The organism is Clostridium guangxiense (assembly GCF_021043395.1).
Lineage (GTDB): Bacteria > Bacillota > Clostridia > Clostridiales > Clostridiaceae > Clostridium_S > Clostridium_S guangxiense.
Map to the genome: position 1 here is coordinate 14384 of NZ_JAJNKE010000035.1, position 25311 is coordinate 39694.

23 protein-coding genes and 1 pseudogene are annotated in these 25311 nt (G+C 30.6%); 15 read left to right on the forward strand and 9 right to left on the reverse strand.

Annotation, left to right across the window (positions count from 1 at the left end; all coding sequences use genetic code 11):
- Window positions 1–192: 192 nt before the first annotated feature.
- Window positions 193–555, reverse strand: coding sequence for a Uma2 family endonuclease (locus LQK79_RS16285; RefSeq protein ID WP_331000761.1), 363 nt, complete (start codon window positions 553–555; stop codon window positions 193–195).
- A 200-nt stretch (window positions 556–755) separates the two neighbouring features.
- On the opposite strand from LQK79_RS16285, the gene LQK79_RS16290 reads away from it, so the two are divergent.
- Window positions 756–1355, forward strand: coding sequence for a lysoplasmalogenase family protein (locus tag LQK79_RS16290; protein WP_231017206.1), 600 nt, complete (start codon window positions 756–758; stop codon window positions 1353–1355).
- Window positions 1356–1372: 17 nt separating this feature from the next.
- Here the strand turns inward: LQK79_RS16290 and LQK79_RS21225 are convergent, their stop codons facing one another.
- A complete protein-coding gene (locus LQK79_RS21225) occupies window positions 1373–1456 on the reverse strand; it encodes a ribbon-helix-helix domain-containing protein (protein WP_084757221.1) in 84 nt (27 codons plus the stop codon).
- 41 nt (window positions 1457–1497) lie between these two features.
- Between LQK79_RS21225 and LQK79_RS16295 the strand changes: the two are divergent.
- From LQK79_RS16295 to LQK79_RS16300, 3 genes and pseudogenes are all read left to right on the forward strand, one after another.
- Window positions 1498–2357, forward strand: a pseudogene (locus LQK79_RS16295) (RNA-guided endonuclease InsQ/TnpB family protein).
- 56 nt (window positions 2358–2413) lie between these two features.
- A complete protein-coding gene (locus LQK79_RS20945; protein WP_269144183.1) occupies window positions 2414–2542 on the forward strand; it encodes a hypothetical protein in 129 nt (42 codons plus the stop codon).
- The gene (locus LQK79_RS16300) at window positions 2539–2913 is read left to right on the forward strand and encodes a DUF6483 family protein (RefSeq protein ID WP_231017207.1); all 375 of its coding nucleotides are present in this window, start codon (window positions 2539–2541) and stop codon (window positions 2911–2913) included. Before LQK79_RS20945 ends, LQK79_RS16300 begins: the two co-directional genes overlap by 4 nt.
- Window positions 2914–3217: 304 nt before the next feature.
- Here LQK79_RS16300 and LQK79_RS16305 read toward each other — a convergent pair whose 3' ends face one another.
- Genes LQK79_RS16305 through proB form a run of 3 tightly spaced genes read right to left on the reverse strand, consistent with a single transcriptional unit; the run spans window position 3218 to window position 5567 of the window.
- Window positions 3218–3475 carry a hypothetical protein gene (locus tag LQK79_RS16305; protein WP_053241299.1) on the reverse strand — a complete coding sequence of 86 codons (258 nt, stop codon included), beginning with the start codon at window positions 3473–3475 and terminating at the stop codon, window positions 3218–3220.
- A 9-nt stretch (window positions 3476–3484) separates the two neighbouring features.
- Window positions 3485–4747, reverse strand: a complete 1263-nt coding sequence (locus tag LQK79_RS16310; protein ID WP_053241300.1) for a glutamate-5-semialdehyde dehydrogenase — start codon at window positions 4745–4747, stop codon at window positions 3485–3487.
- 16 nt (window positions 4748–4763) lie between these two features.
- The gene (proB, locus tag LQK79_RS16315) at window positions 4764–5567 is read right to left on the reverse strand and encodes a glutamate 5-kinase (protein WP_053241301.1); all 804 of its coding nucleotides are present in this window, start codon (window positions 5565–5567) and stop codon (window positions 4764–4766) included.
- Window positions 5568–5880: 313 nt separating this feature from the next.
- On the opposite strand from proB, the gene proC reads away from it, so the two are divergent.
- On the forward strand, window positions 5881–6693 hold the full coding sequence (gene proC, locus LQK79_RS16320; protein ID WP_231017208.1) for a pyrroline-5-carboxylate reductase: 813 nt from the start codon (window positions 5881–5883) through the stop codon (window positions 6691–6693).
- Window positions 6694–6972: 279 nt separating this feature from the next.
- Here proC and LQK79_RS16325 read toward each other — a convergent pair whose 3' ends face one another.
- The gene (locus LQK79_RS16325) at window positions 6973–8451 is read right to left on the reverse strand and encodes a DUF3369 domain-containing protein (protein ID WP_053241302.1); all 1479 of its coding nucleotides are present in this window, start codon (window positions 8449–8451) and stop codon (window positions 6973–6975) included.
- A gap of 478 nt (window positions 8452–8929) precedes the next feature.
- Between LQK79_RS16325 and murI the strand changes: the two genes are divergently transcribed.
- The 4 genes from murI to LQK79_RS16345 all read left to right on the forward strand — a co-directional run bounded on the left by murI (window position 8930) and on the right by LQK79_RS16345 (window position 11553).
- Window positions 8930–9700, forward strand: a complete 771-nt coding sequence (gene murI, locus LQK79_RS16330; protein WP_053241303.1) for a glutamate racemase — start codon at window positions 8930–8932, stop codon at window positions 9698–9700.
- 150 nt (window positions 9701–9850) lie between these two features.
- Window positions 9851–10297, forward strand: a complete 447-nt coding sequence (locus LQK79_RS16335; RefSeq protein ID WP_231017209.1) for a hypothetical protein — start codon at window positions 9851–9853, stop codon at window positions 10295–10297.
- A 30-nt stretch (window positions 10298–10327) separates the two neighbouring features.
- Entirely contained in the window at window positions 10328–10705 is a 378-nt protein-coding gene (locus LQK79_RS16340) for a DUF3783 domain-containing protein (RefSeq protein WP_053241305.1), read from the forward strand.
- Window positions 10706–10887: 182 nt separating this feature from the next.
- The gene (locus LQK79_RS16345; protein ID WP_053241306.1) at window positions 10888–11553 is read left to right on the forward strand and encodes an XRE family transcriptional regulator; all 666 of its coding nucleotides are present in this window, start codon (window positions 10888–10890) and stop codon (window positions 11551–11553) included.
- A gap of 127 nt (window positions 11554–11680) precedes the next feature.
- Here LQK79_RS16345 and LQK79_RS16350 read toward each other — a convergent pair whose 3' ends face one another.
- Window positions 11681–11779 carry a winged helix-turn-helix transcriptional regulator gene (locus LQK79_RS16350; protein WP_157055662.1) on the reverse strand — a complete coding sequence of 33 codons (99 nt, stop codon included), beginning with the start codon at window positions 11777–11779 and terminating at the stop codon, window positions 11681–11683.
- 486 nt (window positions 11780–12265) lie between these two features.
- On the opposite strand from LQK79_RS16350, the gene LQK79_RS21100 reads away from it, so the two are divergent.
- The 3 genes from LQK79_RS21100 (at window position 12266) to LQK79_RS16375 (ending at window position 19291) form a co-directional block, all read left to right on the forward strand.
- Complete coding sequence (locus LQK79_RS21100) at window positions 12266–15727, forward strand: S8 family peptidase (protein ID WP_198149938.1); 3462 nt, start codon at window positions 12266–12268, stop codon at window positions 15725–15727.
- 58 nt (window positions 15728–15785) lie between these two features.
- Window positions 15786–17123, forward strand: coding sequence for a peptidoglycan-binding domain-containing protein (locus LQK79_RS16370; RefSeq protein ID WP_053241307.1), 1338 nt, complete (start codon window positions 15786–15788; stop codon window positions 17121–17123).
- A gap of 368 nt (window positions 17124–17491) precedes the next feature.
- Window positions 17492–19291: a heme NO-binding domain-containing protein gene (locus tag LQK79_RS16375; protein WP_053241308.1), complete on the forward strand. Its 1800-nt coding sequence runs from the start codon at window positions 17492–17494 to the stop codon at window positions 19289–19291.
- Between the two features lie 194 nt (window positions 19292–19485).
- On the opposite strand, the gene LQK79_RS16380 is transcribed toward LQK79_RS16375, so the two are convergent.
- Both LQK79_RS16380 and LQK79_RS16385 read right to left on the reverse strand, forming a co-directional pair.
- On the reverse strand, window positions 19486–20385 hold the full coding sequence (locus LQK79_RS16380; RefSeq protein ID WP_231017210.1) for a radical SAM protein: 900 nt from the start codon (window positions 20383–20385) through the stop codon (window positions 19486–19488).
- Between the two features lie 140 nt (window positions 20386–20525).
- Window positions 20526–21587 carry a YkvI family membrane protein gene (locus LQK79_RS16385; RefSeq protein WP_053241309.1) on the reverse strand — a complete coding sequence of 354 codons (1062 nt, stop codon included), beginning with the start codon at window positions 21585–21587 and terminating at the stop codon, window positions 20526–20528.
- Between the two features lie 182 nt (window positions 21588–21769).
- Here LQK79_RS16385 and LQK79_RS16390 point away from each other — a divergent pair, with 182 nt between their 5' ends.
- From LQK79_RS16390 to LQK79_RS16400, 3 genes are all read left to right on the forward strand, one after another.
- Entirely contained in the window at window positions 21770–22885 is a 1116-nt protein-coding gene (locus LQK79_RS16390) for a hypothetical protein (protein ID WP_053241310.1), read from the forward strand.
- 261 nt (window positions 22886–23146) lie between these two features.
- Entirely contained in the window at window positions 23147–24079 is a 933-nt protein-coding gene (locus LQK79_RS16395; RefSeq protein WP_053243277.1) for a TIGR01212 family radical SAM protein, read from the forward strand.
- Window positions 24080–24165: 86 nt separating this feature from the next.
- Entirely contained in the window at window positions 24166–25275 is a 1110-nt protein-coding gene (locus tag LQK79_RS16400; RefSeq protein WP_053241311.1) for an ABC transporter ATP-binding protein, read from the forward strand.
- Window positions 25276–25311 lie beyond the last annotated feature (36 nt).

Below are 25311 nucleotides of genomic sequence, written 5' to 3' on the forward strand. Positions count from 1 at the left end.
TTCACTAAGATTTATTAGGATTTTTTTAAACCGTTCCTTCAGCATTGTTACTTCGCTCTCACGGTAGTGCAAGGAAAAAATTTGTACAGTTCATTATATATAAATCCTATATTGAAATAGCATCCTTCATTGTACTTTGTACTCTGTCACCTGTACTCTATTTTTAGTTCGTATTATTTACATAGTGTACATTTATATTAAGGCTGATTCATTAAAATCAATTTCTAAATTATCGTATATTCCAACTTTTATCTTGTCTTTAAAGGTATAACTTTCAGGTGCTGCATACTGATTTGTACCATTATCAAGTCTATAAACTAATACAGTTTCTTTCATTGGATTTACTATCCAGTATTCGCGTATTTTATATTGGTCATATAGGTTTAATTTTCTTATATAATCACTAGCAAGATTAAAGGGTGACACGACTTCAATAATCATATCTGGTGAGCCAGTGCAGCCTTTATCAGTTAAATTATTTTTATCACATATAACGGAGATGTCTGGTTGAACTACATTTTTACTATTTAGTATAATATAAGGATAGTTTAGCATAAGGATATATCCTTAACAACATATTTATTTATAATTAAATTGTATGTTACTGGATTATATGTTACAATTTATTTAAATTTTTTAGGATAGTGATATTTATGTTTTTGACGTTAAAATTAAAAAATCATAGGATTAGCTTAGTATTCATATTTCAAATATTAGTGCTTATAGTTGGAATAATATTGGGCCAAGGGAAACACATGAATAAGTATATAGTTATATTAATAAGTATAACTTTTTTAATAACAGCGTTATATATTTTTTTTAAAAGAAAAAGTGTGTACAGTAAATTTATATTTTGGGGAATGCTATTTTGCTTTTTAGGAGACATAACAATTGCGGGTTTCATTAATGGCGGTTTTATGGTTGGTGGAAGCATGTTTGCAATTGCACATATAATTTTTATAATAGGTTATATAAAAACTATAAGAGCTCAAAATGGTATTGTTTTTAATAGAGAATTTTTTATAAGTGCAGTATTTTATTATGCCATTTTAATAGTACTATGGATATTAAAGCTTAGATATATGCAGAATAATGGTGGTTTACAAATTGGTATTTTTGTTTATGGGATATGCCTAACAACCATGGCTTCATTGGCGGCAGCTTTATGTAAAAATCAGAAAAAATATTTAAAAACAGCAGTTGGAGCGGTGTTTTTTATTATTTCTGACAGCTTCATAGGCATGAGTTATGCAATAAAAGTACCTTATTCTGAGGCAATTATATGGACAACTTATGTTATTGCATTGTATGGGATAATTTATGGAGGCAAAACAGCAGTTAACAAGACTTTATAAAACAGTATAAAAGCCTACTATTTTCTAGTAGACTTTAGAAAATGCTCAATAGCTTTATCTAATAATTTAGACACTGGTATTTTGGTACAAATAAATTTCAAGTTTCAAGGTGTTTTATCTTTAGAAAGAGAGGTGAATATCAATGATAAAAGCATTAAACATTAGATTATATCCAACTCAAGAACAAGAAATTCTGATGTATAAACACATTGGTTCAATGCGATTTATTTATAACTGGGCTTTAGATAAGCAAATCAAATACTATAAAAATACCAAAAAGAAGCTATCTACCACAGAGTTAGGTGAAGAATTAACTGTATTAAAGAATACAGATGATTTTAAATGGCTTTATGAAGTATCAAATGCAACTCTTAAAGAAAGCATTAGAGATTTAGAGAAGGCTTATAAAAATTTCTTTAATGGAAGTAGATTTCCTAAATTCAAAAGCAAGAAAAAATCAAGGTTAAGTTTTTATAGAGTATACGATAGAATGCATTTTAAAAATGATTTTGCTAATCTTGAAAAGATAGGAAAAGTTAAATACAAAGCAGATTATAATATAGATTTAACTATTATAAAAAAGTTTAACAATCCTAGAGTAAGTTTTAACGGTAGAGTTTGGGTACTTTCAGTAGGCATTGAAGTTCAAACACAAAATATTTATTAAATAAAAAAGGGGGGAGTTACCAAAAGACTAAGAACATTGCAAAACTTGAAAAGAAGATTAAAAAACTTCATAGTAGAATAACACATATCAGATTAAATCATATACATCAAGCTACTTCTAAAATAGTGAAAGCCAAACCTTTTAGAGTAGTTATGGAGGATTTAAATGTAACTGGTATGATGAAAAATAAGCATTTATCAAAGGCAATAGCAGAGCAAGGTTTTAACATATTTATAAATCAGATGAAATATAAATGTAGTTGTGGTTTTATAGTTGATAAAGATAAAAATGCAGCCTATAATCTTGCAAAATATGGTTTGGAAATATCACTTTAAAGATTTTCTAAATTGGGGATTCGTTATACCCCACTACTGAGAAAGTAGCAAAGCCTATGGAGTGTTATATAAACCAAAGTAGCCTTGGCAAAATGGGATATTATGAAGTAGGAAAGAAACAAATAGTAAGGTTTTATAATTTTCTTATAAAGTTTTATATAGTTTTGGTAACGGGAATTGCATGAATGAAGAAAATGATTATATACTGAGATTAATAAAATCCACTATAGATTTTATGGTTGCTGTTTTTTCAAAGAAAAACGCTATAGGTAATTGTATCGATGAAGTAAATCACAAGGTGAAGGTTTCTGAGGATGATTTACTTCAGTTTATGGTTAATAAATACATAAGTGACGGTAAAATTAATGAAGCGGAAGATATGATATTTGAAGCAATAGAAGCAAATAAATCAGAGGAAAATTTTAAGACAGCAGTATCTTTTTATGAAGAGATAAATAATTGGAGTGAAGATAGGCTTTCTAAATGTAATTTTTCGAAAAAAGAGATAATACAGGGCTTAGAAGATGTAAAAGAAATATATAAAAAGCTTAATTAAGTATAGATAAGCAAGCTGAAATAATTAAATTACTAATGCCAAATTTATATTGATAAACTGGAATTTAACTCAGAGCACAGAGTACAAAGTACAGAGTACAGTGAAGGATGATTTTTCTCCGCTATGCTTCGAAAAATCTTAAAACTTAATACGCGCAAAGCGCTTAAAATATAGTGTTCAGCGCAGCTGACACTATCAAGTTATAAGATTTACCTAAGCGAAGCAAAAGGTAAATCCACCTTCATTGTACTCTGTACTCTGCTTTACAACTTCCAGTTTGTAGGGATGAACTTAAAATCTATAGTTAACCATTTTGAATGTCATTTAAAATCTGCTTTGCAATAGCATCTGCATCTAAGTCGTCTTCTACCTGCAGCATTAGGTTTTGATATTTACCTTTCGCTTCTCCTGTAAGGTACATTATTTCACCAGTTTTTTCATCAACTTTTTTTATGACTCTTGCAGTATCGCCTTTTTTTACTAATATTTTTCCACCTTTTTCTAGTGAAATGTAATGATCACTTTGAAATCTAATCATTTGACCAAGTTTAACCTTTTGCATAATTATCTCCTATTCCCTTATTTGTCCGTTCCCATATATAATATATTTAAGAGTTGTAAGTTCGTTAAGTCCCATAGGTCCCCTTGCATGAAGCTTTTGATTGCTTATTCCAATTTCTGCACCAAAACCAAATTGTCCGCCGTCGGTGAAACGTGTCGAAGCATTTACATAAACGGCAGCAGCATCAACTTCAGTTAAGAACTTTTGAGAGTTAGCATAATTATTTGTTATTATTGCCTCTGAGTGCTTTGTACCGTATTTAAATATGTGATCAATAGCTTCATCTATAGAGTCAACTACTTTTATAGATAAGATTAAGTCTGAAAATTCTGTTGCGAAGTCTTCGTCTGAAGCAGGTACTATTTTAACTGTTTTAACTATTTCACTAGTTTTAGCACAACCCCTTATTTCTACATGGAAGGAATTTAACTTTTCACATATGCGAGGTAAGAATTCCTTTGCAATATCCTTGTGAACTAGAAGAGTTTCCATAGCATTGCAGGTAGAAGGACGCTGTACTTTTGCATTTACAATTATGTTTTCTGCCATTGAAAAATCAGCATCTTTATCCACATAAACATGGCAGTTTCCAACTCCTGTTTGTATAACTGGAACTGTTGAATTTTGCACAACGTTTTTTATGAGGTTTCCGCCGCCCCTTGGTATAATTACATCTATATAATCATTTAACTTCATTAATATGTTTACTGCTTCTCTGCCACCAGCATCTATAAGTTGTATACTTCCCTCAGGAAGACCAGCCTTAGTTGCTGCTTCAGTTATGATTTTAGCAATTGCTAAATTGGAGTTTAAAGCTTCCTTACCACCCTTAAGTATAACGGCATTTCCTGATTTTATGCATAAGGCAGCAGCATCAACAGTTACATTTGGTCTTGATTCATAAATTATGCCTATTACTCCAATAGGAACTCTTGTTTGACCTATTCGAAGTCCATTAGGTCTTTTCCACATTTTTACTACTTCACCAATAGGATCAGGAAGAGTGGCTGTATCTTTAAGACCTTGAGCCATTTCATTTATTCTTTTTTCGGTGAGAGTTAATCTGTCAATAAAAGATTCGGAAAGTCCAGTTTCTCTAGCCAATTTAATATCTTTTGCATTTTCAGATATTAGATAATCTTTGTTTTTTAAGATAGCATCACTCATCATTAAAAGAGCTTTGTTTTTAGTGTTTGTATCCGCATAAGATAGCTTTTTCGCTGACAACTTTGATAAGGAAGCCATTTTTATAATGTGATCTTTTAATTCCATTTAAATTCCTCCCATTTTAATTATGATGTGAAATAAATAAGGTTCCTATATTCTTATAATTAAGTAGATCTACTATTACATTTTGGGCTTCACCGTTAGCTATTATCATTGATGCACCTGCTTCAGTTGCAATTTTAGCAGCTTTAATTTTTGTAAACATTCCACCAGTTCCTAGATTAGAGCCTGCTCCCTCAGCAGAATCTTCTATTTCAGTTGTTATTTCGTCTACTTTGCTTATAAGAATTGCATCTGGATTAGTTCTAGGATTGCAATTGTATAAGCCATCAATGTCTGATAGTAAAATAAGGAGATCCGCGCCGATTAATGAGGCAACATGTGCTGATAAAGTGTCGTTATCTCCAAATTTAATTTCTTCTACTATTGTGGCATCATTTTCGTTTACTATAGGAATGATGCTTTTTTTTAGAAGTTCGGAAAAGGTATTTTGAGCATTTTCAAATCGTTCTTCATTAAAAATATCTTCTCTATTTATCAAAATTTGAGCTACAGTTTGACCGTATTCAGAAAAGAATTTTTCGTATGTATGCATTAAAATTCCTTGCCCAACAGCAGCTGCAGCCTGATTTTCTGGAATACTTTTGGGTTTTTCTTTAAAACCAAGTTTCCTAAAACCAGCCCCTATAGCTCCAGAGGTTACTAAAACGACTTCTAGTCCTCTATTGTTTAAATCCGAAATTTGTCTTACAAGGTGTTCTATTCTGTATAGATTTAGGAGACCATTTGGATGTGTTATAGTTGAACTGCCTACTTTTATTACTACCTTACGTACTCTGCCGAGATAATTTTCTCTATCGTTCATTTAAATTAGTTATGTAAGTGGCTGCATAAATTATACTGTTTTATGAAATAATATAATTCTATAGTTAGGATATATTACTTCAACTAAGAAAATTTATGTGCAATAAAATGTTGAGAAGATAGTATTTTATTACAGATAAATTCTAAGTTTTAGATGCTATATCTTTAGCCCTCAGATAACTGACGCCCCCTTTATTATTTAAATGTATTTGTAAAATAAGTTTTATATAAACTCTATGTAGGTGTATAATCATGTATATATTATTTTTAGATTATAGCACAAAAAATTGATGATTTTCAAGGAGTGATAAACTATGTATAAGAAAATAGGTTTTATTGGATGCGGAAACATGGCGCAGGCAATGATAAAGGGAATTGTTAAATCGGAAAAAGTTTCACCTGAAAATATAATTGTAAGCAATCCATCGGAAGAGAAGCTTAAAAACATTAAAAGGGAATGCGGTGTAAATGTAACTAAGGATAATAAGAAAGTTGCTTTAAATTCAGATATATTAATTTTATCAGTGAAACCAAATAAATACGGAGATGTTATTAAAGAAATAAAGGAAGAGGTAAGTCCAAGAGCAATAATTGTTACTATAGCAGCAGGTATATCTATAGATAAGGTAAGATTGTTTTTCAAAAGTGATGATGTAAAAGTAATAAGAACTATGCCAAATACTCCAGCGCTTGTAGGCGAAGCCATGACGGCTTTATGTGCATCAGATAATGTGCACGATGAGGAAATTGACTTGATAAGAGAATTGTTTGATAGCTTTGGAAGAACAGAGGTTATAGATGAAAAATTAATGGACGTTATAACTGGGCTTAGTGGTTCATCACCGGCTTACGTTTACATGTTTATAGAAGCCATGGCAGATGGTGCTGTGCTTCAAGGAATGCCGAGGGAAAAGGCATATAAAATTGCAGCTCAGTCTGTTTTAGGTGCGGCAAAAATGGTACTTGAAACAAAGAAACATCCAGGAGAACTTAAAGATCAAGTATGCTCTCCTGGAGGAACTACAATAGAAGCTGTATATTATCTTGAAAAAAGTAATTTTAGAGCCTCCATTATGGGAGCCGTTGATAAATGCACTGAAAAATCAAAAGAAATGGCGAAGAAATAGTGCTTTGAAATATTAAAAAAATTCTATAAATCTTGGTGGCTATTTTAAAATAGTGCTTGCTTTGGGTTATAGAAGGATAAGGGCAAAGCCCAAACCTCGTATATGTTTATACTCGCTGAAAAGATGCTGAGACAATTGAAATATCTAAGTATTTTACGATTTTTTTATCAAGATTTATTAGAATTTTTTTAAATCATTTCTTCAGCACTATTTCTTCTCCCACACGGTAGTTCAAGTAAAAAATTCCTCCGTACCTACGGAATTTTAGTTGTGAAAGAGTTAAATATCAGGAAATTTGTCTCTTACTTCTAATATCTGATGTAAACTCTTAAAAAATATTTTAACTATTTTAGGATCAAAGTGCTGGCCGCTTTCTTCTTTGAAATAGTTTATAATTTTGCTTAGTTCCCAAGCCTTTTTATAAACTCTGTCACTTCCAAGAGCATCAAATACATCAGCTACAGCAGTTATTCTACCATATAAGTGAATGTCTTCTCCAGATAGTCCATAAGGATAGCCAGTACCATTGTATTTTTCATGATGTTCGAGTGCGATAATTGAAGCACTTTTCATTAGTCTTTTATTGGATTTCTTTAACATTTCATATCCTATTCTTGAATGGGTTTTCATAATTTCAAATTCTTCCTTTGTTAGTTTTGCAGGTTTGTTAAGGATAGAATCCGGTATTGCAAGCTTGCCAACATCATGCATAGGAGAAGCCATACGTATTAGTTCTGCTTCTTTGTGTGACAAGCCATAGCTAAGAGCCAAAATTTTAGAATATTCTGCTACACGCTTTACATGATGACCTGTTTCTCTTGAACGTGCTTCGGATATTTCACCAAGAGTAAAAATTAATTCTTTTTCAGTTGTTTCTAATTCTTGATTAAGATGCATATTATTTATAGCAGCGGAGATATTTGTGCAAAATATTTCTATTAAATCAATTGTAATTGAAGATAATGGCTGCGGAATTTCAAAATAAATTATGTTCTGGTTTGCTTCATCTTCTCCCAAAAAGATAATAAAGTAATCATCAAAATATCTATTTTTTTTAAAGTTTTCAGCATCGTATAACTTTTCAATAATATCTGAGGGTATATTATTTGTTATAAGATGTGAACCATATTTACCAGTTCCACAGAGAAAGTAAAAATTGTTTTGTGATTTAGTTAACATAAAAGAAGACAATGTTTTTGAGGATATTATGGAAGATAATTGATTTAATACCATGAGTGAAAGTTTTTTCATAGACTGAGTCCTAAAAAGCGTAGACGATGATTTTATTATTTGTTCAAGACCCTTTCTGTTTTTATTCATGGTATATAAATCTTGAAAATTTCTAAGGCATGTTAATATGCAAGCCGTAACTGAATCATTATCTAACGCCTCGTTATTTATAAAACCATTAATATTGTATTTTAAAGCGTATGTTGTTGAAGCATCTTTTTTGGAAAAGGTTCCTTTTAATATAATTCGCATTGTCTTGTTTTTTAGTACATTTCTTATATAATTAATCAGTTCTAATCTGAAAGCCTTTACATCATCATTATCATCTAAATCTATAATACTTAAAGCAGTATCAGGATTACTATTTATAAATTCCTTACAATCTTCTATTAGGTTTAGTGAGGTGGTTTCTAGGTACATATTATTAAATTTTATATGCGATAATAATTTTATTAGATAATCTTGGTTTATATTGTAATTGCTTATAATTAATACTTTCAAGTATTTGATTTTAGTATTTCTATACAATTTAATCCCTCCCATATGTTGGGTTTGTAGGTTTACTCATTCAATGGTTTATCTATTGCCTATCTTAGTAACTAAACTATTACTTATATAATATTCGAAATATTATTAAAAAATTATAGACTAGAATGACTTAATTTATACAAAATTATTATGAATTTATATATATTTATCTGCTTAAGCCATGATTTTAGTACATATAAAGACTAATTAAATTAATTTTAATAGGTAAGTAAAGTATGTATATACTAATATTAATATAATATTGAATAGTTTTCAATATATGGAAACAAAAATATTAAAAAGGTTATTATTATGTAGTGAAAAAGGTGATATATGTTGTATAATTATGAGGTATGAATTATAGTGAAATCAGTGTAACTGAAAACTATATATGCACCATAATTCTTTTAAGCTTTGGATTTTGAAGCATATATAGTTTAAGATTTGCGGTGGTCTCACTCTATTAGAGGTGATATTCTTGGAAAATAAATATAAACCAATAGGTGTTTTTGATTCTGGTGTTGGTGGTATAAGTGTTCTTAAAGAAGCGGTTAAGCAGCTACCCAATGAGGATTTTATATATTATGGAGATTCTAAAAATGCACCGTATGGAGAAAAGAGTGTTGAGGAAATAAAAAAATTAGCATTTGAAGTTGCAGAGAAGCTTATAAATAGACAAGTTAAGGCAATTGTCGTTGCGTGCAATACTGCTACAAGTGCAGCAATAAATGATCTTAGGGAAAGATATAAAAACATGCCAGTTATAGGGATTGAGCCAGCACTTAAACCCGCAATAAAGCTTAAAAGAGACGGAAAGGTAATAGTTATGGCTACACCTGTAACTTTAAAAGAAAATAAATTTATGAATTTGATGAAAAGATATGAGGATACTGCTGAAATGATTCCAGTACCTTGCGCAGGGCTTGCGGAAATAATAGAGCATGGGTATTTTGATGGACCAATTGTGAATAATTATATTGAAACGAAATTGGCTGCATACAAAAATGATAAAATTGCAGCTATTGTACTTGGATGCACTCATTATCCATTTATTCAAGAGGAAATTTCTAAAGTTGTGAATGATAGTATTCCAATTATAGATGGAAGTGAAGGAACTATAAAACAGCTTAAAAGAAAACTTCAATCTTGTAATATACTAAATAATAAAGAAGAAAAGGGAGCGATTGAAATATTTAATTCTCTTAATAATGAGATGGTTGAATTGAGTTACAAGCTGCTTAGCAAATAGCAGCATATTTAAATCATAGCATTCAATTTTATTTCACCATAACATAGTTGTTTGAATAAATTATTAGTATTAGAGGTTTATTTGTATATAGTGAAACTAGCTCAACTACAAACTATATAATATAACTATGGAAATAAGGTGATTTAAAAAATGAAAGTTTTTGCTTGTGGAAAAGTTAATGAGTGTAATATGTACTTAAATAACAGTGAAATAAAAGAAAAGTCCATAAAAATTTCATATGATGAATTATATAACTCTTTAAAATTTGTGAATCCTAAAAATGGAAATTTAATATATATTATTGAAAAACTTGAAGTAATTCTTTGTGATAATGATAATAAGCTAGAAGTGCTCATAGGAGAAGAAAACTATGAAGCTGAGAATGATGATTTAAATATAAGTTGTAGTTTTACTAAAAATTTCGATGATTGTATTGAAATTAAAAATTTTTGTGTGGTAAAATCTAATAGAAAAGAGATATTTAAAGAACAAAGAATTTTTGTTTTGCCAGGTGGATGTATAATATTAAATTTTGATAGTAAAGTTAAAAGCCTAGAGGTAAATATAGTATGGCATGAAGAAACTATTCACCAGTAAAAAATATGTATTAAAGAAAGAAGGGGCTTTATGGAGAACAACAGTAAAATACTAATATATGGTTATACTGAAGAAGAAATTCAAAAGATTAAAGATTTATTGCATAAAAACAGGATGCCTGATTTATTGGTAATAAATAAGAATATGTCACAAATGAAAATATGTGATATATTAAAAGGTCTTGAGATTTTAACTTATGATGTTAAATTGCCAGATGAAAAGTTGGTACTGTTTAATAATGTTCCTGATAAAAAAATAGATAAGGGAATACAAATTATAAAAGACATATCAGATAAAAGACCTATATTTGCACAGGTCACACCAGTTTCTCAAAATTGGTCATTAAAGTATCTTATAGAACACATGATTGAAGAAAGACAGTGGTACATTGATAACGGTTATAAGTAATTGTTTAGTTTTTGCAGTTTGAAAATATTAAGAACCTTAAACCACAGTAGAGAGTAAAAAGTGGAGTGAATACTCCTTACTTTCTACTCTGTACAAAAAGTTAAATGGAATAAAAATATTTTAACTAAATTAAATCTTATAGGCAAATTATGTATATAACGCAAAGTAAGAGGGATGATAAGATGAGTAGAGTAGGAGAAAAGGTAAAGAACATAAGATTAGAAGCTAAACTTAGTGAGAAGCAGTTTGGAAAAAAGCTTGGAGTAAATGAAAATTTTATTAAAGAAATAGAAAATGGAAAAAAAGTTATAAATGACAGCTTGATAGCAAGAATAAAAAAGGTATTTGGAAAAGATATAAATGATATTAACATGAACGACTTAAATGATGAAATAGTAGAAGAGAAGAAAAACACTGCGTTTAGTAATAAAAGCACTGAAGCTAATGAAACTTGGACAAATGCTATGAGTTCAATATTGAAGGAAGTTTCAATATATGATTATAATTTTAATAAAAAGCTTGGTTCAAAGCAGCTTCCGGTAGTGTCAAATAAAATTGAAGGTTATAATCACGATAAGGTGTTCTTTGTTAAAATAGAAAATAATGATATGGCTGGATTTAGAATGATGAAGGACGATATAGCCTTTGGTCATATAATACATGAAATTGAAAATAATTCAATATGCCTTTTGGAATTTAATGGAGAAAGATTTATAAGACAAATTAAAAAATTAGATAACACTAAGGCACTTTTAATAAGTAACAATGGAAATGTTCAAACACAAACTGTAAACATAAAGGAAATTAAAGTTATAGGCAAGTTAGAGAAGGTTGAATTTAATCTATAATTTATATTAAAACTAAAATCTTATTAAAAATTCATTTAAGATTTCAGAAGGTTTATTTATAATACTATCTGAAATCTTATTTTTTTACTATAATTTAAGTAATAAGATTATTCTCCTTATATATCTTTCACCAATCATACATAGCTTGAACAATTTTTTCCATTGACATGCCGAGTTCAGTAAGTTCGTATTCAACGCAAATACGTATATTTTTATCTTTACTCATAATATCACATCCAGGTATAAAATTTTATACTTATATACAATCATATATATTATATATCAATAATGTGCCTACTTAAAGAGTATATCATTATGTGCTAAGATTATCTCTTAATTCCTTTGGTTTTGAGCCTTGGAAGTTTCTCGTTACAAAGGATTTCAGTTTACTTGAGAAGAGAAATAAATGATTTTAAACTGTTAGAAAATGACAGCGCTATATTTGATTGGGTATGCAATAAAGTAGAAATTGATTGTGCATATGTATTGAAAAAAGTACCTATGCACAGTCTTTTTTTTCATTTATAATTCATATATTTTATTATAGTGAAACTGGCTTAACTAGAAATTATATATGTAACATAAGAGTACATTCTCTGTACTCTCTACTTTCTACTCTGCTTTATAAATTCCAGTTTAGCAGGGTAAATTTGGTATTAGTCATTTTAACCTTTTAAGTTGTATATCTATAATACTTTAAGGAAGTGTTGTTGTGAGAAATAATGATGCCTTTCTAGACCTATTTTTAAACGTACCTGCGCCAATACGAAACCAGTTATTTTCGCTTAAAAATGAAAATAATCCACAAAATGTAGAATTAATAATAAAATATGTGGATAACCCAACAAAATTGAACTCAGCTGTGAATAACATTGGAGGAACATTTGAAGACTTAGGTTTTAGCTTTGGGATAATAACAATACCAATAGATAAACTTAAGAGTGTTAATACAATAACACAAATAGAATATGCAGAGCTTCCTAAAAATTTGTATACGGGTTTTTCAGAAAGCAATAGAGCTAGCTGCATAGATGAAGCATGGAAAGTATATAAATTGTCTGGCAGTGGGGTTCTTGTTGGCTTTATAGATTCGGGAATAGATTATACACATCCAGCCTTTATAGATAAAAATAAAAAAAGCAGAATAGATTATATTTATGATTTAAGTTCTGGAGGAAAAGTGTGGAATAATAATGATATAAATAAAGCTATAGCATCGCCAAATCCTTATACTATAGTCACGGAAAGAGATGACGTAGGACATGGAACTCATGTTGCTGGAATCGCTTGTGGTAATGGAAATATAAATGAAAGATATTATGGAGTTGCCTATGAAAGTAGAATAGCCATGGTTAAAATGACAGGAGAAGGTAAGGTAAACTATGGTAAGAGTACTCAACTTATGAGGGGAGTAAAATTTTTAGTTGATAGAGCAAATGAAAAAAACCTGCCTCTTGTTATAAATCTTAGTTTTAGCACTAATGATGGAGCTCATGATGGAGCAAGTCTTCTTGAACAGTATGTACAGACTATATGCAATTTGGAAAGGATAACCTTTGTTATAGCAGCAGGAAATGAGGGAGATAGAGCTCATCATGTTGGAGGTACTTTAAGAGATAGACAGACCATATCCATGAGTGTTGCTTCTGAAGAAAGAAATATATTAGTGCAGCTTTATAAAAGCTTCATATCCGATATAAGTATTGAAGTGAAAAATCCTGCTGGAAATACAACGGGAGTTTTTGAAGTTAGGGAAGGATATAAAGATGGAAAGCTTCAGGCAGATAATTACTTTATATATAATAGTGGACCAAAACCTTTTAGCATGAACGGTGAAATTTTAATAAGCTTAATATCTAGTGGCAATTATCTTCTTTCAGGTACCTGGAGTATTACTATATATACTTCCTCTGGAATTGGAAATAGATATGACATGTGGATGCCCATATCAGAGGGGCTTAGCTCCCAAACTAAATTTTTAAGACCAGATGTATATAATACTTTAGGGATACCAGGAACTGTTCAAAATGCACTTACTGTTGGAAGCTATGATTATTTAACTGGAGCTGTTTCAAGTTTTTCTGGAAGAGGAAGCCAAGTAGGATGCTTTACAAAACCAGATTTATTGGCTCCTGGTGAAAAAATAGAATCATCAATTCCGGGTGGTGGATATGATAAATTATCGGGAACTTCTATGGCTACACCTTCAGTATCTGGGGCATCAGCTCTTTTAATGCAGTGGGGAATCGTACTTAAAAATGATCCATACATGTATGGCGATAGGCTGAAATATTATATGTTAAAAGGTTCAGCAAGAAATAGAAATGATGTTAAGTATCCAGACCCAACCTTTGGATATGGAAATTTGTGTTTGGGCAGAAGTCTTGCATTAGCTTCTGGAAGTAGACGTGAAAGAAGCCTTACAAGGATTGACTGCGGAGCACTGTACCTTGCGGAAAACTACGAAAGTTTTATAGTTGAATACGAAGGAGATTTAGCATCTGAATTTTCAAGGATAGACTATGCATGTCAATTTCCACTTGGTAATAATTATGCAGTTATTACTGTTAGGCAAGATAAAATAAGTGATCTTTTAAACACTGTTACTGAAATAACGTATGCAGAAAGAGCTGTGCTGTATACATTATGTGCAATTTCACCTTTGGATACCTCGAATATAAGTTCATTTCACAATAATCCATACCTAATGCTTACAGGAAGAGAAGTTGTAGCAGGAATAATAGATACAGGCATAGATTATTTAAATGAGGAATTTATAAATGAAGATGGAACTACAAGAATTTTAAATGCATGGGATCAAACAGGAACTTCAGGAAATAAGCCACAGGGATTTAATTTTGGCACAGAATATAGTTATGAGGATATGAATGCTGCTATACAATTAAGTAAAAATAAAGGTGATCCATACAGTAAAGTTCCAATGAAGGATGATATAGGCCATGGTACATGTACAGCAAGTATAATAGGCGGAAGAGGAAAATATATAGGAGCAGCTCCAGAGTGTGCTTTTATGGTTGTAAAACTTAAAACTGCAAAAGCAAGCACGTTAGCTAGAGAAGGAGTTACAAATCCAAAGTGTCAAGTGTTTAGCAGTACCGATTTAATTCAAGCAATAAGATATTTATTTGAAAGAGCTTCAAAGCTTAATAAACCACTAGTTATATATATACCTCTAGGCGCTAATATGGGAGGACATGATGGAAATTCAATTATTGAAAGGTATATAGATGAAATATCTAAAATTAAAGGAGTAGCAGTTGTTACAGGTACAGGAAATGAAGGGGATGCTGATACTCATACTTCAGGGACAATAGCTAAAACTGGAGATCAAAAAACAATTGAACTTAAAGTAGCTAATAATGAAAATTCAATAGTAGTTCAAATATGGGGACATAAACCAGATAAATTATCAATTAGCATTGTATCTCCATCGGGAGAAATCATAGAAAAAATACCAGCAAAGTCAAAAGGAGATATCATAAATAAATTAGTTTATGAAGGAAGCACTATCAATGTTAGATATTATTTTCCAGAATCTCTTACAGGGGATGAATTAATACGAATATTTATAGGAGATATAAAACCTGGTATATGGAAATTAAATCTTATAGGAGATGTTATAACTGATGGGAGATATGATGCATGGATACCACAAAGACCTTTGATTGAGCAAGACACTAGATTTTTAAATCCATCTCAGTATACTACACTTACTCTTCCATCGACTAGTAATCAAGTAATAACCTGCAGTTATTATAATCAAGATAATAAAACACTTATGGCAGCGTCAGGTAGGGGGTATACAAGGGATGACAGAATAAAACCAGATGTTGCTACTGGAGGATATGAGGTTCCATGTGTTGGAACTGAAGGGAACACTCAAACTTTAAGTGGAAGTAGTGCGGCTTCTGCTGTTTTAGCTGGTGCAGTAGCACTAATTTTACAATGGGGAATAGTAGATGGAAATAATAGAAATATGCATGCGGCAGAAATTAGAACCTATATTATAAGAGGTGCATATCAAATGCCAGGGCAAACATATCCTAATAGGGATATAGGCTATGGAATTTTAGATTTAAATGGCGTTTTTCAAAGCCAAAGAGGAAGAATATCAAGAGGTGTATTTATAAGATATCCGAAAAAAGTAATGTGACATATAATATGATACCTGTGTATACTATTAATATAAATAATATTAAGGATGTAAATAAATGGCTAATGGTCAACTTCAAATACAAGTATTTAGAGGAGATAATTATGTACCTATAGATAAGGCTAAAGTTACTATAACACAAACAGATGGCGTTGCAAAACCAACAAAGCAGCAGGTTGCAAATACGGATAGCTCAGGACTTACAGGGAATGTTGAACTTACTACACCGCCTTTAGAATATTCAATGAATCCAACCGATAAAGTGCCATATAGTTTTTGTGACATAAGGGTAGATGCGCCAAATTTTAAAACATTATTTGTAAAGGGCTGTCAAATCATGCCAGACAGTTTAGCAATTCAAAATTGTAATTTAACACCTCAAACGCCTATGCAAAGTAGGCAGGAAGAAATTATAGATATAAAACCTAATACATTGGTTGGAAAGTATCCTCCAAAGATACCGGAAGATCCTAATAAGCCGCTGCCACCTCCACCAAGTGGTTTTGTTGTATTGCCAGAGCCTGTTGTTCCACAGTATATTGTAGTGCATACTGGGGGACCAGATGAGGCAGCACCTAATTATACATTACGGTTTATGGATTATATAAAAAATGTTGCATCTTGTGAGATATTTTCAACCTGGCCAGAAAGCACAATAAGAGCTAACGTGCTTTGTATAATATCTTTTGTTCTAAATAGAGTGTATACAGAATGGTATAGAGGCAAAGGTAAGAATTTTACAATAACTAATTCAACAGCTTTTGATCAGGCTTTTAATTATGGAAGAAACATATATAAAAGCATTAGCAACGTAGTCGATGAGATATTTTCAACTTATATAAAACGACCTGGGGCAAAGCAGCCACTTTTAACTCAGTTTTGTGATGGCAAAAATGTAAGTTGTCCTGGATGGCTCACTCAATGGGGAAGTAAGTATTTAGGTGATCAAGGTAAAAAGGCTCCAGAAATAATTAGAAACTTTTATGGCTCGGATGTCCAGTTTGTTACTGCTAAAAAGGTAACAGGAATACCAGAATCTTATCCTGGATATGTTTTGAAAATTGGATCAACAGGGCAGCCGGTAAGAACCATTCAAACCTATTTAAATAGGATTTCTGTAAATTATCCAGCCATTCCTAAAGTTGCAGTTAGCGCATATTATAATGAAGCAACTAAGAATGCAGTAACACAATTTCAAAAGATATTTTCAATGCCTGCAATTGGCGTTGTTGATTATCCTACTTGGTATAGAATTTCAGATATATATGTTGCAGTTACAAAAATAGGGGAACTTAGAAGAAGTGAAAAACTTGAAGAATATCATGAAAAAATTTTTGTCCCACCGTATATATATAGAAACGGTCGTGTACCAACTATGAAGTATCCAGAAGACTAATTATATTATGGGGAAACTGATTGAAAGTTTTAAAATCTATTTAACAAGGTCTTACAAGTAATTTATATTAAGAGTACAGGGTAGAGTGAAGGATGATTTTTCTTCGTTTTACTGTGGAAATCTTCAAATGTAATTATTTAGCCATACTTATAAACAGGCTGCAGCATTAAGTTTAAAAATCTTGTGCAGTAGTAGAAAATTAACCTTCATTGTACTCTGTACTTTGCTCTTTGCTTTTGAGATTTATTATTAGATAAAAAAAATTATTAATTATTTGAAGGAAACGTTTACTTGGAAATAAAAGGCTTCAAAAAACAAGTGATTATATGTATAATTTAAGTAAGAAGAAATTGATTGGGGGGAATTTAATGAAAGGTACTGTAGTTGGTACATGGGTTAATACATGTAAAAAACTGTATGGTGAAGATATTGCTAAGAATGCACTTGAGGAGTGTGGACTTGGAAGAGACAAGATATTTTCTCCAATGGAGGATGTACAGGATAGTACGGTTTATAAATTAATTGAAATTATATCTAGCAGGGTTGATAAAGATAAAAAGGAAATATGGGAAAGCATAGGAGAAGATAATATAAATGCTTTTTTTGATAGCTTTCCTGCTTTCTTTGAGCATGAAAATTTGTTTTCATTTTTAAAATCCATGTTTGATGTCCATGTTGTCATGACAAAAAAGTTTCCTGGTGCGAAGCCACCTTTAATAACTATAAATCCAATATCAAAAAGAAAAGCAGTTTTTTTGTATAAATCAAAACGCGGAATGTTTGACTACCTTCAAGGAATGCTAAAAGGAAGCGCTAAATTTTTTAATGAGGAAATTAAATGCGATATCTTGGAGCAAGGTGATGATTTTGTAAAAATAAAAATAACTTTTGATAAAGATATTTACTATAAGAAAACTTTTAGATTTAATAAACTTTTATCATTTGGATTTATAAAAAGTTTTGGTGCTAAGGTTGGAATATTTACATTTATTGTATCCATAGTAACGTTTATTCCTATAATGGGGCTGAATAATTACATAAAGGCAATTATAGCAGCTTTAATATCTTCAGTATCAGCATTTGTTGCTGCTGAAATTATGACAGGGCCTAAAAAAATTATAAGCGAAACTATACAAGACTTAAAAAATAATAATTTTACTGTTAATGGTAACATAGTCACCGGTGATTTTTGGGAACAGCTATATGATGAATTAGGAAATTACATAAAAGCTATGACTGCTAATTTTGTTGGCTTTAAAGGATTAACAGATGAAATGAATGCATTTGTAGGCAATGTTAGCGGCATATCTGATTCTATGAAAGAAACTTCAGGTCAAATATCCACAGTTGTTGAACAGGTATCAGAATCATTTGTAAGTCAAGCTGAAAATACTCAGGATAGTGTAACAGTTCTTAACGGCAATATTGAATCATTAAATCAAGTAGTTGAAAATGAAAATACAAACAAGAGGCAGCTTGAGGAAACAATAGATAAGATAAATAATAGTTATAAGAGTGTTGATACTACAAGTAAAAATATTCTTGAAAGTCTTACAAAATTCCAAGAAGTAAAAAGCAAAGGTTTAGAACTTTCAAGCAAAGCTAAAGATATAAATAATATTGTGCTTATAGTAGCTGAAATATCAGATCAAACAAATCTTTTAGCACTTAATGCATCTATAGAGGCAGCAAGAGCAGGGGAAATGGGCAAAGGATTTTCAGTTGTAGCAGAAGAAGTAAGAAAACTTGCAGAAGAGACCAAAGACGCAGTTCAAAAGATAAACTCTAATCTTGAAAGCTTTGTAACTGACATCGGTGAACTTGTTGGAAAAATAGAAACACAATATGATGTACTTGAAAATGAAACTTCAAACTTAGAAAATGTAAGAAAATTAAGCCAGGATGCAAATGCTTCAGCTAAGTCAGTTGCAGATTCAATGATTGAAACTGTTGAAAAGTTAAACAATGAAGCAAATTCAATATCAAAAATCTATGAAAATATAGAGGCCATTGCAGCTATATCAGAAGAAAATTCAGCTTCTTCAGAAGAGGTAAGTGCTAGTGTTACAGAATATATGTCTCAGATAGGAAAGCTTACTGAGGGTATAGATGAGTTTAAAAAGATTGCAGAAAACTTTAAGGGAGACCTTAAAAAATATAAAATATAGAGTAAAGAGTAGAGTGAAGGTTGATTTTCCTACGTTTCTCTACGGAAAATTTTTAATTTATTTATTTTTCCGTAGAGAAACGTAGGAAAAATTACCTTCACTTTTGGCTTTAGCCGAAAAATTCATCTTTGGCAAGCGAAGCAAGTTAAAACCCTTCACTTGTGTTCGTGTAGTATTAACTTAATTTGATCAAATTAACATCCGCGGAGATCAAACTCAGGTACAAAGTCTTTTGAGTTTGTTCCTGTTTCTTGTATAAAGCCATTTTTAACACCAATAGATAAACTGTAATCTATAAGTGCATCGTAGTGTTTTGGGTTAAGTGGCTTATTTATTTCTGGATATTTTTCAGCATTAAACATAGGCGTATATTGATTCATTATGCTTATATAAACGGAATCCCCAAAGGTATTATAAATATAGTCAATTACTTTTTTTGAATCAAAAAGAAGACCGGGAAGCATTAAATGCCTTATAATAACGCCTTTTTTTATTAAGTTGTTCTCATCGAATACAGGAGTACCAACTTGAGATACCATTTCGTTTATAGCTTTAGAAGCTATTTTAAAATAATTTGGTGCCTTTGAATATTTAATAGCATACTTGTCATTAAAGTATTTCAAATCAGGAAGATAAACGTCTATATAGCCTTTGAGCATTTTTAGTGTTTCAACATTTTCGTATCCATTTGAATTATATAAAATAGGTATTGATAAACCATTTTTCTTTGATAATTTTATTGCTTTAATTATTTGATAAGCATAATGAGTTGGTGTTACAAGATTTATATTATGAGCACCTCTTGCTTGCTGTTCCAAAAAAATTTCGCTAAGTCTTTCTATTGAAACTTCTTTTCCAAAGCCTTCCTGACTTATAGTATGATTTTGGCAAAATACACATCTAAGGTTACAGTTTGAAAAAAATACGGTGCCTGATCCTTTTGTTCCAGAAATACAAGGCTCTTCCCAGTTATGAAGAGAAACTCTTGAAATTTTTATGTTTTTTCCCGATAAGCAAAAGCCTAATTTATCATCTAATCTATTAACATCACACTTTCTAGGACATAAGTTACATTCTGAAAGTAAATCGGTCAATTTAAAACAACTCCTCTTTTTATGGTATATAGTAAACTACATGAAAGCTTTAAACTCTACTCTTTGCTCTCTACTCTATAATTGACAAATTTAAATGCTTAAAAAATTTATCATATTTAAAGCTTATAGGTAGTAAATTTTTATTTATGCTTAACATAGAAATAACTACATTGTATCATAAAAAATACACTTACGACGCCAAAAGCAGGATATAAAACTGAAATTAAATTTTTAAAACCTATTTGTGAAATAGGGAGTGCAATGATTATTACTATTATTATAGATTTTTTATATGAAAATTTTAAAAAACTATTTTCTATGCTTTTGGCAATACTATATATATCTGAAATTTCAGTGGACAGCATTTCACACCATATTGTAATAAGGAGTATGAATTGAATCATTTTGCCAAACCTGCTTGAGATGTACAGCAAAGGTATTTCATATTTTAAAGTGTAAGGCAAATTTAGTATTAACATTAGATTTATCATTGAAGAAATGAGTAAAAGTGCCAAAGAACCTAAAGCTATGCCTAAAATTAAATGAATAAAACTGCTGTATTCTTTTTCTGTACTTAAAGGTACAAGAACACCAGAACAACATAGTATATTGAAGGCTGAATATAGAATACTAGAAATAAGCCAGTTTTTTTTGTAAACAATAAATTGAGAGGCATGAATGGGCTCTATATTGTTTGAAAATAGAAAATAGAGTATAAATACTAATGATATAACTGTAATTAATATAGGAACTATTATTGAATTTATTTCAATAATTCCTGCAGTATTTCTAAATAGAACAAATAGAGTACAAGTTATCATTATAATAGTTCCAAATAGTTTTGGAATTTTAAAAAATTCGGCTAATAAAGATCCGCTTCCGGCTAGAATTATAGCTGCACTGCTAAGCATGAAAAAACTTACAATGATAGTAATTATATTTCCTAATATTCCAGGACTAACAAGACTTATCAGTTCTTTATAGGAATTAAGCTTAAAATTTTTACTTAACTTTATTATTATATTTCCTAAAACTATGTATAGTAATGTACATATTACAAGACCTAAAAAACTTTTGTTTCCGTATATGGTAAAAAATTGAGAGATTTCTTGTCCAGAAGCTAGTCCAGCTCCAACGATTGTACCTATAAAGACAGCTGCAATTTGGAAAATTACTTTTAAATTACTTTTTAGGCTGTTCATAACCCAATATATCCTCCAAAGAAAATGTTTCTATATATGTATATAGATTTAAAAGAAAATAATGATTACGATTATAAACTTTGTGACAAACTATATATAAAAATATAACCGTAATTAAAGAAATATTGATAAAAATTTATGTCATTAATGGAATTTAAAAATATATATTGGAGGCAGTATATATGAAAAAAATAATTTGTTTTTTTATATCTTTGTTTTTTATCTTCAATCTCACAGGATGTGTTAAGAAAAAAGATAAAATTACAAACGTAAATGAATTTGAAATTACAAAAGCCAATAAATTGGTTGAGAGTTATATTAAGTATTACATGAAAAATGATTTTACAAGTATGGATTATATGTATAGTAAGGATTTTAAAAGCAAGGTTAAAAAGCAAAATGAACCTAGCCTTAAGATAACTGGATATAAGATTATGGATTCGACTGAAATGGGAACAAAGGCAAATATAAAGGCCAATGTGATTAGTGTTGATGAAACATCACCATATTCCAGCACAGATGTTTATACTTTTAAAGTAAAAAAAGAAAAAGGTGCTTATGTTATAGATAGCATAGAGACAAATAATGAGAAAGAAGTATATATATATAAAAGAAGCTTGATGGTAAGAGCAAGAGATGAGGCAATGAGCAATGTTCTTATTAATTTAAGAGGTATTCCAGAATATTATTTTCAAAAAAGCGATATTGCTAATATAGATAAGTTAAAGGTATCTAAAGATGGTTTTAAAAATATAAATCTATCATATACAGGTGATAATATAGCCATATCTACGCAGGGAGCAAATGCATTTGTAGCAGTATGTCCAATAACTGATTTGCAGCAGCAGTCTGGTGGCTCAGATCAAGGAGGTGGCGGAGGTCAAGGTGGAACCAGTGGTGTGAGTCAAATTGAAGGAATGGGAAGTACTCAAGATGATTTGCAGCCATTGAAGGTATCCGCACAAGCTTTGACGGCTATTGATGTATATAAGGATTCAGAAGTACAAAAAATGGCATTTTCAAGAGATGAAAAAAATATTGCTGTTCAATATAAAAGTGGTGATGGTACTAATTTTAAAATATATGCTATACAGACTGGGAAACCTTTATCAGAGAATATAGAAAAAAGGTTTCAAAAGGAAAAAGTTGATTTAAAAGTAAATATGTTTGATGATGAAAATCTTATATTTGAAAGTTCTCCTAAGGATAAGTATGCAAATGACTATTCTGTGAAGAAATTAGCAGGAATGTGGAAATGGAACATAAAAACTCAAAAAGTAGAAAGACAAAATGAGTAAAATAATGCGAAGTAACAATGCTTCGTCACGTTAAAAAAGTCATATAAATCTAAGATTTATTATGGCTTTTTTAAATCGTTCCTTCAGCATTGTACTCTTTACTCTCTACTCTGATTTAAGGTTCCTGGTGTTTATAAATTGTAGCTGAAATAATTATTAGTGCAATAAATAACGCCTTAATTTTTGCAATACAGGTGGTATAATTATATTGTTGCTTTTTAGAGGAGGTAAACTAAGTTGGATAACGTTAATAATAGAAATATGTGGGGAGATAAGCCTTATTACAATTTAAACTATTTCCTAAGAAATAAGTTTGGAGAAAAAGTTTTTAAGATATCACTGGATGCAGGCTTTTCTTGCCCTAATAGAGATGGCACTATAAGCAGCGGTGGATGTATATTTTGCAGCGAGAGAGGTTCTGGTGATTTCGCCGGAAACAGAAATTATTCCATATCAAAGCAGTTTGAAGATATAAAAGTTATGATGAATAAAAAGTGGAAGAATGGAGAATATATAGCTTACTTTCAGGCATACACCAATACCTATGCACCCTGCAGCATTCTTAGACAAAAATACAGTGAGGCACTTCAGCAGAAAGGAGTAGTTGGACTTGCTATTGCTACACGTCCAGATTGTTTGGAAGAAGATGTACTTGATTTAATAGAAGAGTTTAGTAAAAAAACTTATGTCTGGGTAGAATTGGGTTTGCAAACTGTAAATGATGAAACTGCAAAAATAATAAACAGGGGTTATGATTTGGGAGTTTTTGAAGATGCAGTAGAAAGGCTTAGAAAAAGAAATATAGATGTTGTAGTTCACACTATATTTGGGCTGCCTTATGAAAATAGAGAAAATATGCTAGACACAGTAAGATATATATCACAAATTGATATCCAAGGTGTAAAATTTCACTTGCTTCATTTACTTTATGATACTCCTTTAGCTAATTTATATGAACAGAATAAGTTTAAGTTTATGGACAAGGAAGAATATGTAGATATAGTTTGTACATCAATAGCGATGCTGCGCCAAGATATAGTTGTTCACAGACTTACAGGGGATGCTCCTAGAAATTTACTCATAGGACCGATGTGGAGTCTTAAAAAGTGGGAGGTATTAAATGCAATAAACAACAAAATGGTACGAGAAGGCTTGTATCAAGGTTTGTACTTTTACACAAATAAGATAAAATAGTTTTGTGTTTTTTATGTATAGATAAAAGGTTTTCAATAAGATAATATATAAGCAATGAGAGAAAAAAAGTTGAGGAGGAGTTAGCAATGTCAAATTTATCATTAAGACATATCTATAAAGTTTATGAAGGAAACGTAACAGCAGTTAAAGATTTTAATCTTGAAATAGAAGATAAGGAATTCGTAGTATTTGTAGGACCTTCTGGATGTGGTAAATCAACAACACTTAGAATGATTGCTGGACTTGAAGAAATTTCCCAAGGAGAGCTTTACATAGGAGACAAGTTAGTTAACGATGTTTCACCAAAAGACAGAGATATAGCAATGGTTTTCCAGAACTATGCATTATATCCGCACATGACCGTTTATGATAATATGGCTTTTGGATTGAAACTTAGAAAAATACCTAAAGCAGAAATAGATCAAAAAGTTAAGGAAGCGGCAAAAATACTTGACATAGATCACTTATTAGATAGAAAACCAAAGGCACTTTCTGGTGGACAAAGACAAAGAGTTGCCATGGGAAGAGCTATAGTAAGAAATCCAAAGGTATTCCTTCTTGATGAACCTTTGTCAAACTTGGATGCTAAACTTAGAGTTCAAATGAGAACTGAAATATCAAAACTTCATACTAAATTACAGACAACATTTATATACGTTACACATGACCAGACAGAAGCTATGACATTAGGAACAAAACTTGTTGTTATGAAAGATGGTATAGTTCAACAAGTTGATACTCCTCAGAAAATATATGAGCATCCTATAAATATATTTGTTGCAGGATTTATTGGAAGTCCTCAAATGAACTTTGTAGATGCCAAAGTAACAGAAAGTAATGGTAAGATAACTTTAATAGTAGAAGGCGATACTATTCCACTTCCACAAGATAAAGCAGAAGTACTTAAAAAAGGTGGATATATTGGAAAAGAAGTTATTATGGGTATAAGACCTGAAAATATAGATGAAGATCCAGAATTCCTAGAGAAACATAAGGATGCAGTAATAGAAGCTAAGGTAGAAGTAACAGAACTTATGGGTTCAGAAACATATATATATCTTACAAAGGGTAAATCTAACTTTACTGCAAGAGTTGCTGGAACTTCACAAGCTAAAGCTGGAGACGCTTTAAAGATAGGTATGAACACATCTAAGATTCATATATTCGATAAAGAAACTGAACAAACTTTAGTTTAATAAAATTTGTTTCCCAATAAATATATTTTAAATATA

What these genes read in the sequence shown, in the direction of transcription:
- LQK79_RS16285 (WP_331000761.1), bottom strand. Translation starts at nt 555, where the DNA reads ATGCTAAACTATCCTTATATTATACTAAATAGTAAAAATGTAGTTCAA.
- LQK79_RS16290 (WP_231017206.1), top strand. Translation starts at nt 756, where the DNA reads ATGAATAAGTATATAGTTATATTAATAAGTATAACTTTTTTAATAACA.
- LQK79_RS20945 (WP_269144183.1), top strand. Translation starts at nt 2,414, where the DNA reads ATGGAGTGTTATATAAACCAAAGTAGCCTTGGCAAAATGGGATATTAT.
- LQK79_RS16300 (WP_231017207.1), top strand. Translation starts at nt 2,539, where the DNA reads ATGAATGAAGAAAATGATTATATACTGAGATTAATAAAATCCACTATA.
- LQK79_RS16305 (WP_053241299.1), bottom strand. Translation starts at nt 3,475, where the DNA reads ATGCAAAAGGTTAAACTTGGTCAAATGATTAGATTTCAAAGTGATCAT.
- LQK79_RS16310 (WP_053241300.1), bottom strand. Translation starts at nt 4,747, where the DNA reads ATGGAATTAAAAGATCACATTATAAAAATGGCTTCCTTATCAAAGTTG.
- proB (WP_053241301.1), bottom strand. Translation starts at nt 5,567, where the DNA reads ATGAACGATAGAGAAAATTATCTCGGCAGAGTACGTAAGGTAGTAATA.
- proC (WP_231017208.1), top strand. Translation starts at nt 5,881, where the DNA reads ATGTATAAGAAAATAGGTTTTATTGGATGCGGAAACATGGCGCAGGCA.
- LQK79_RS16335 (WP_231017209.1), top strand. Translation starts at nt 9,851, where the DNA reads ATGAAAGTTTTTGCTTGTGGAAAAGTTAATGAGTGTAATATGTACTTA.
- LQK79_RS16340 (WP_053241305.1), top strand. Translation starts at nt 10,328, where the DNA reads ATGGAGAACAACAGTAAAATACTAATATATGGTTATACTGAAGAAGAA.
- LQK79_RS16345 (WP_053241306.1), top strand. Translation starts at nt 10,888, where the DNA reads ATGAGTAGAGTAGGAGAAAAGGTAAAGAACATAAGATTAGAAGCTAAA.
- LQK79_RS16350 (WP_157055662.1), bottom strand. Translation starts at nt 11,779, where the DNA reads ATGAGTAAAGATAAAAATATACGTATTTGCGTTGAATACGAACTTACT.
- LQK79_RS16370 (WP_053241307.1), top strand. Translation starts at nt 15,786, where the DNA reads ATGGCTAATGGTCAACTTCAAATACAAGTATTTAGAGGAGATAATTAT.
- LQK79_RS16375 (WP_053241308.1), top strand. Translation starts at nt 17,492, where the DNA reads ATGAAAGGTACTGTAGTTGGTACATGGGTTAATACATGTAAAAAACTG.
- LQK79_RS16385 (WP_053241309.1), bottom strand. Translation starts at nt 21,587, where the DNA reads ATGAACAGCCTAAAAAGTAATTTAAAAGTAATTTTCCAAATTGCAGCT.
- LQK79_RS16390 (WP_053241310.1), top strand. Translation starts at nt 21,770, where the DNA reads ATGAAAAAAATAATTTGTTTTTTTATATCTTTGTTTTTTATCTTCAAT.
- LQK79_RS16395 (WP_053243277.1), top strand. Translation starts at nt 23,147, where the DNA reads ATGTGGGGAGATAAGCCTTATTACAATTTAAACTATTTCCTAAGAAAT.
- LQK79_RS16400 (WP_053241311.1), top strand. Translation starts at nt 24,166, where the DNA reads ATGTCAAATTTATCATTAAGACATATCTATAAAGTTTATGAAGGAAAC.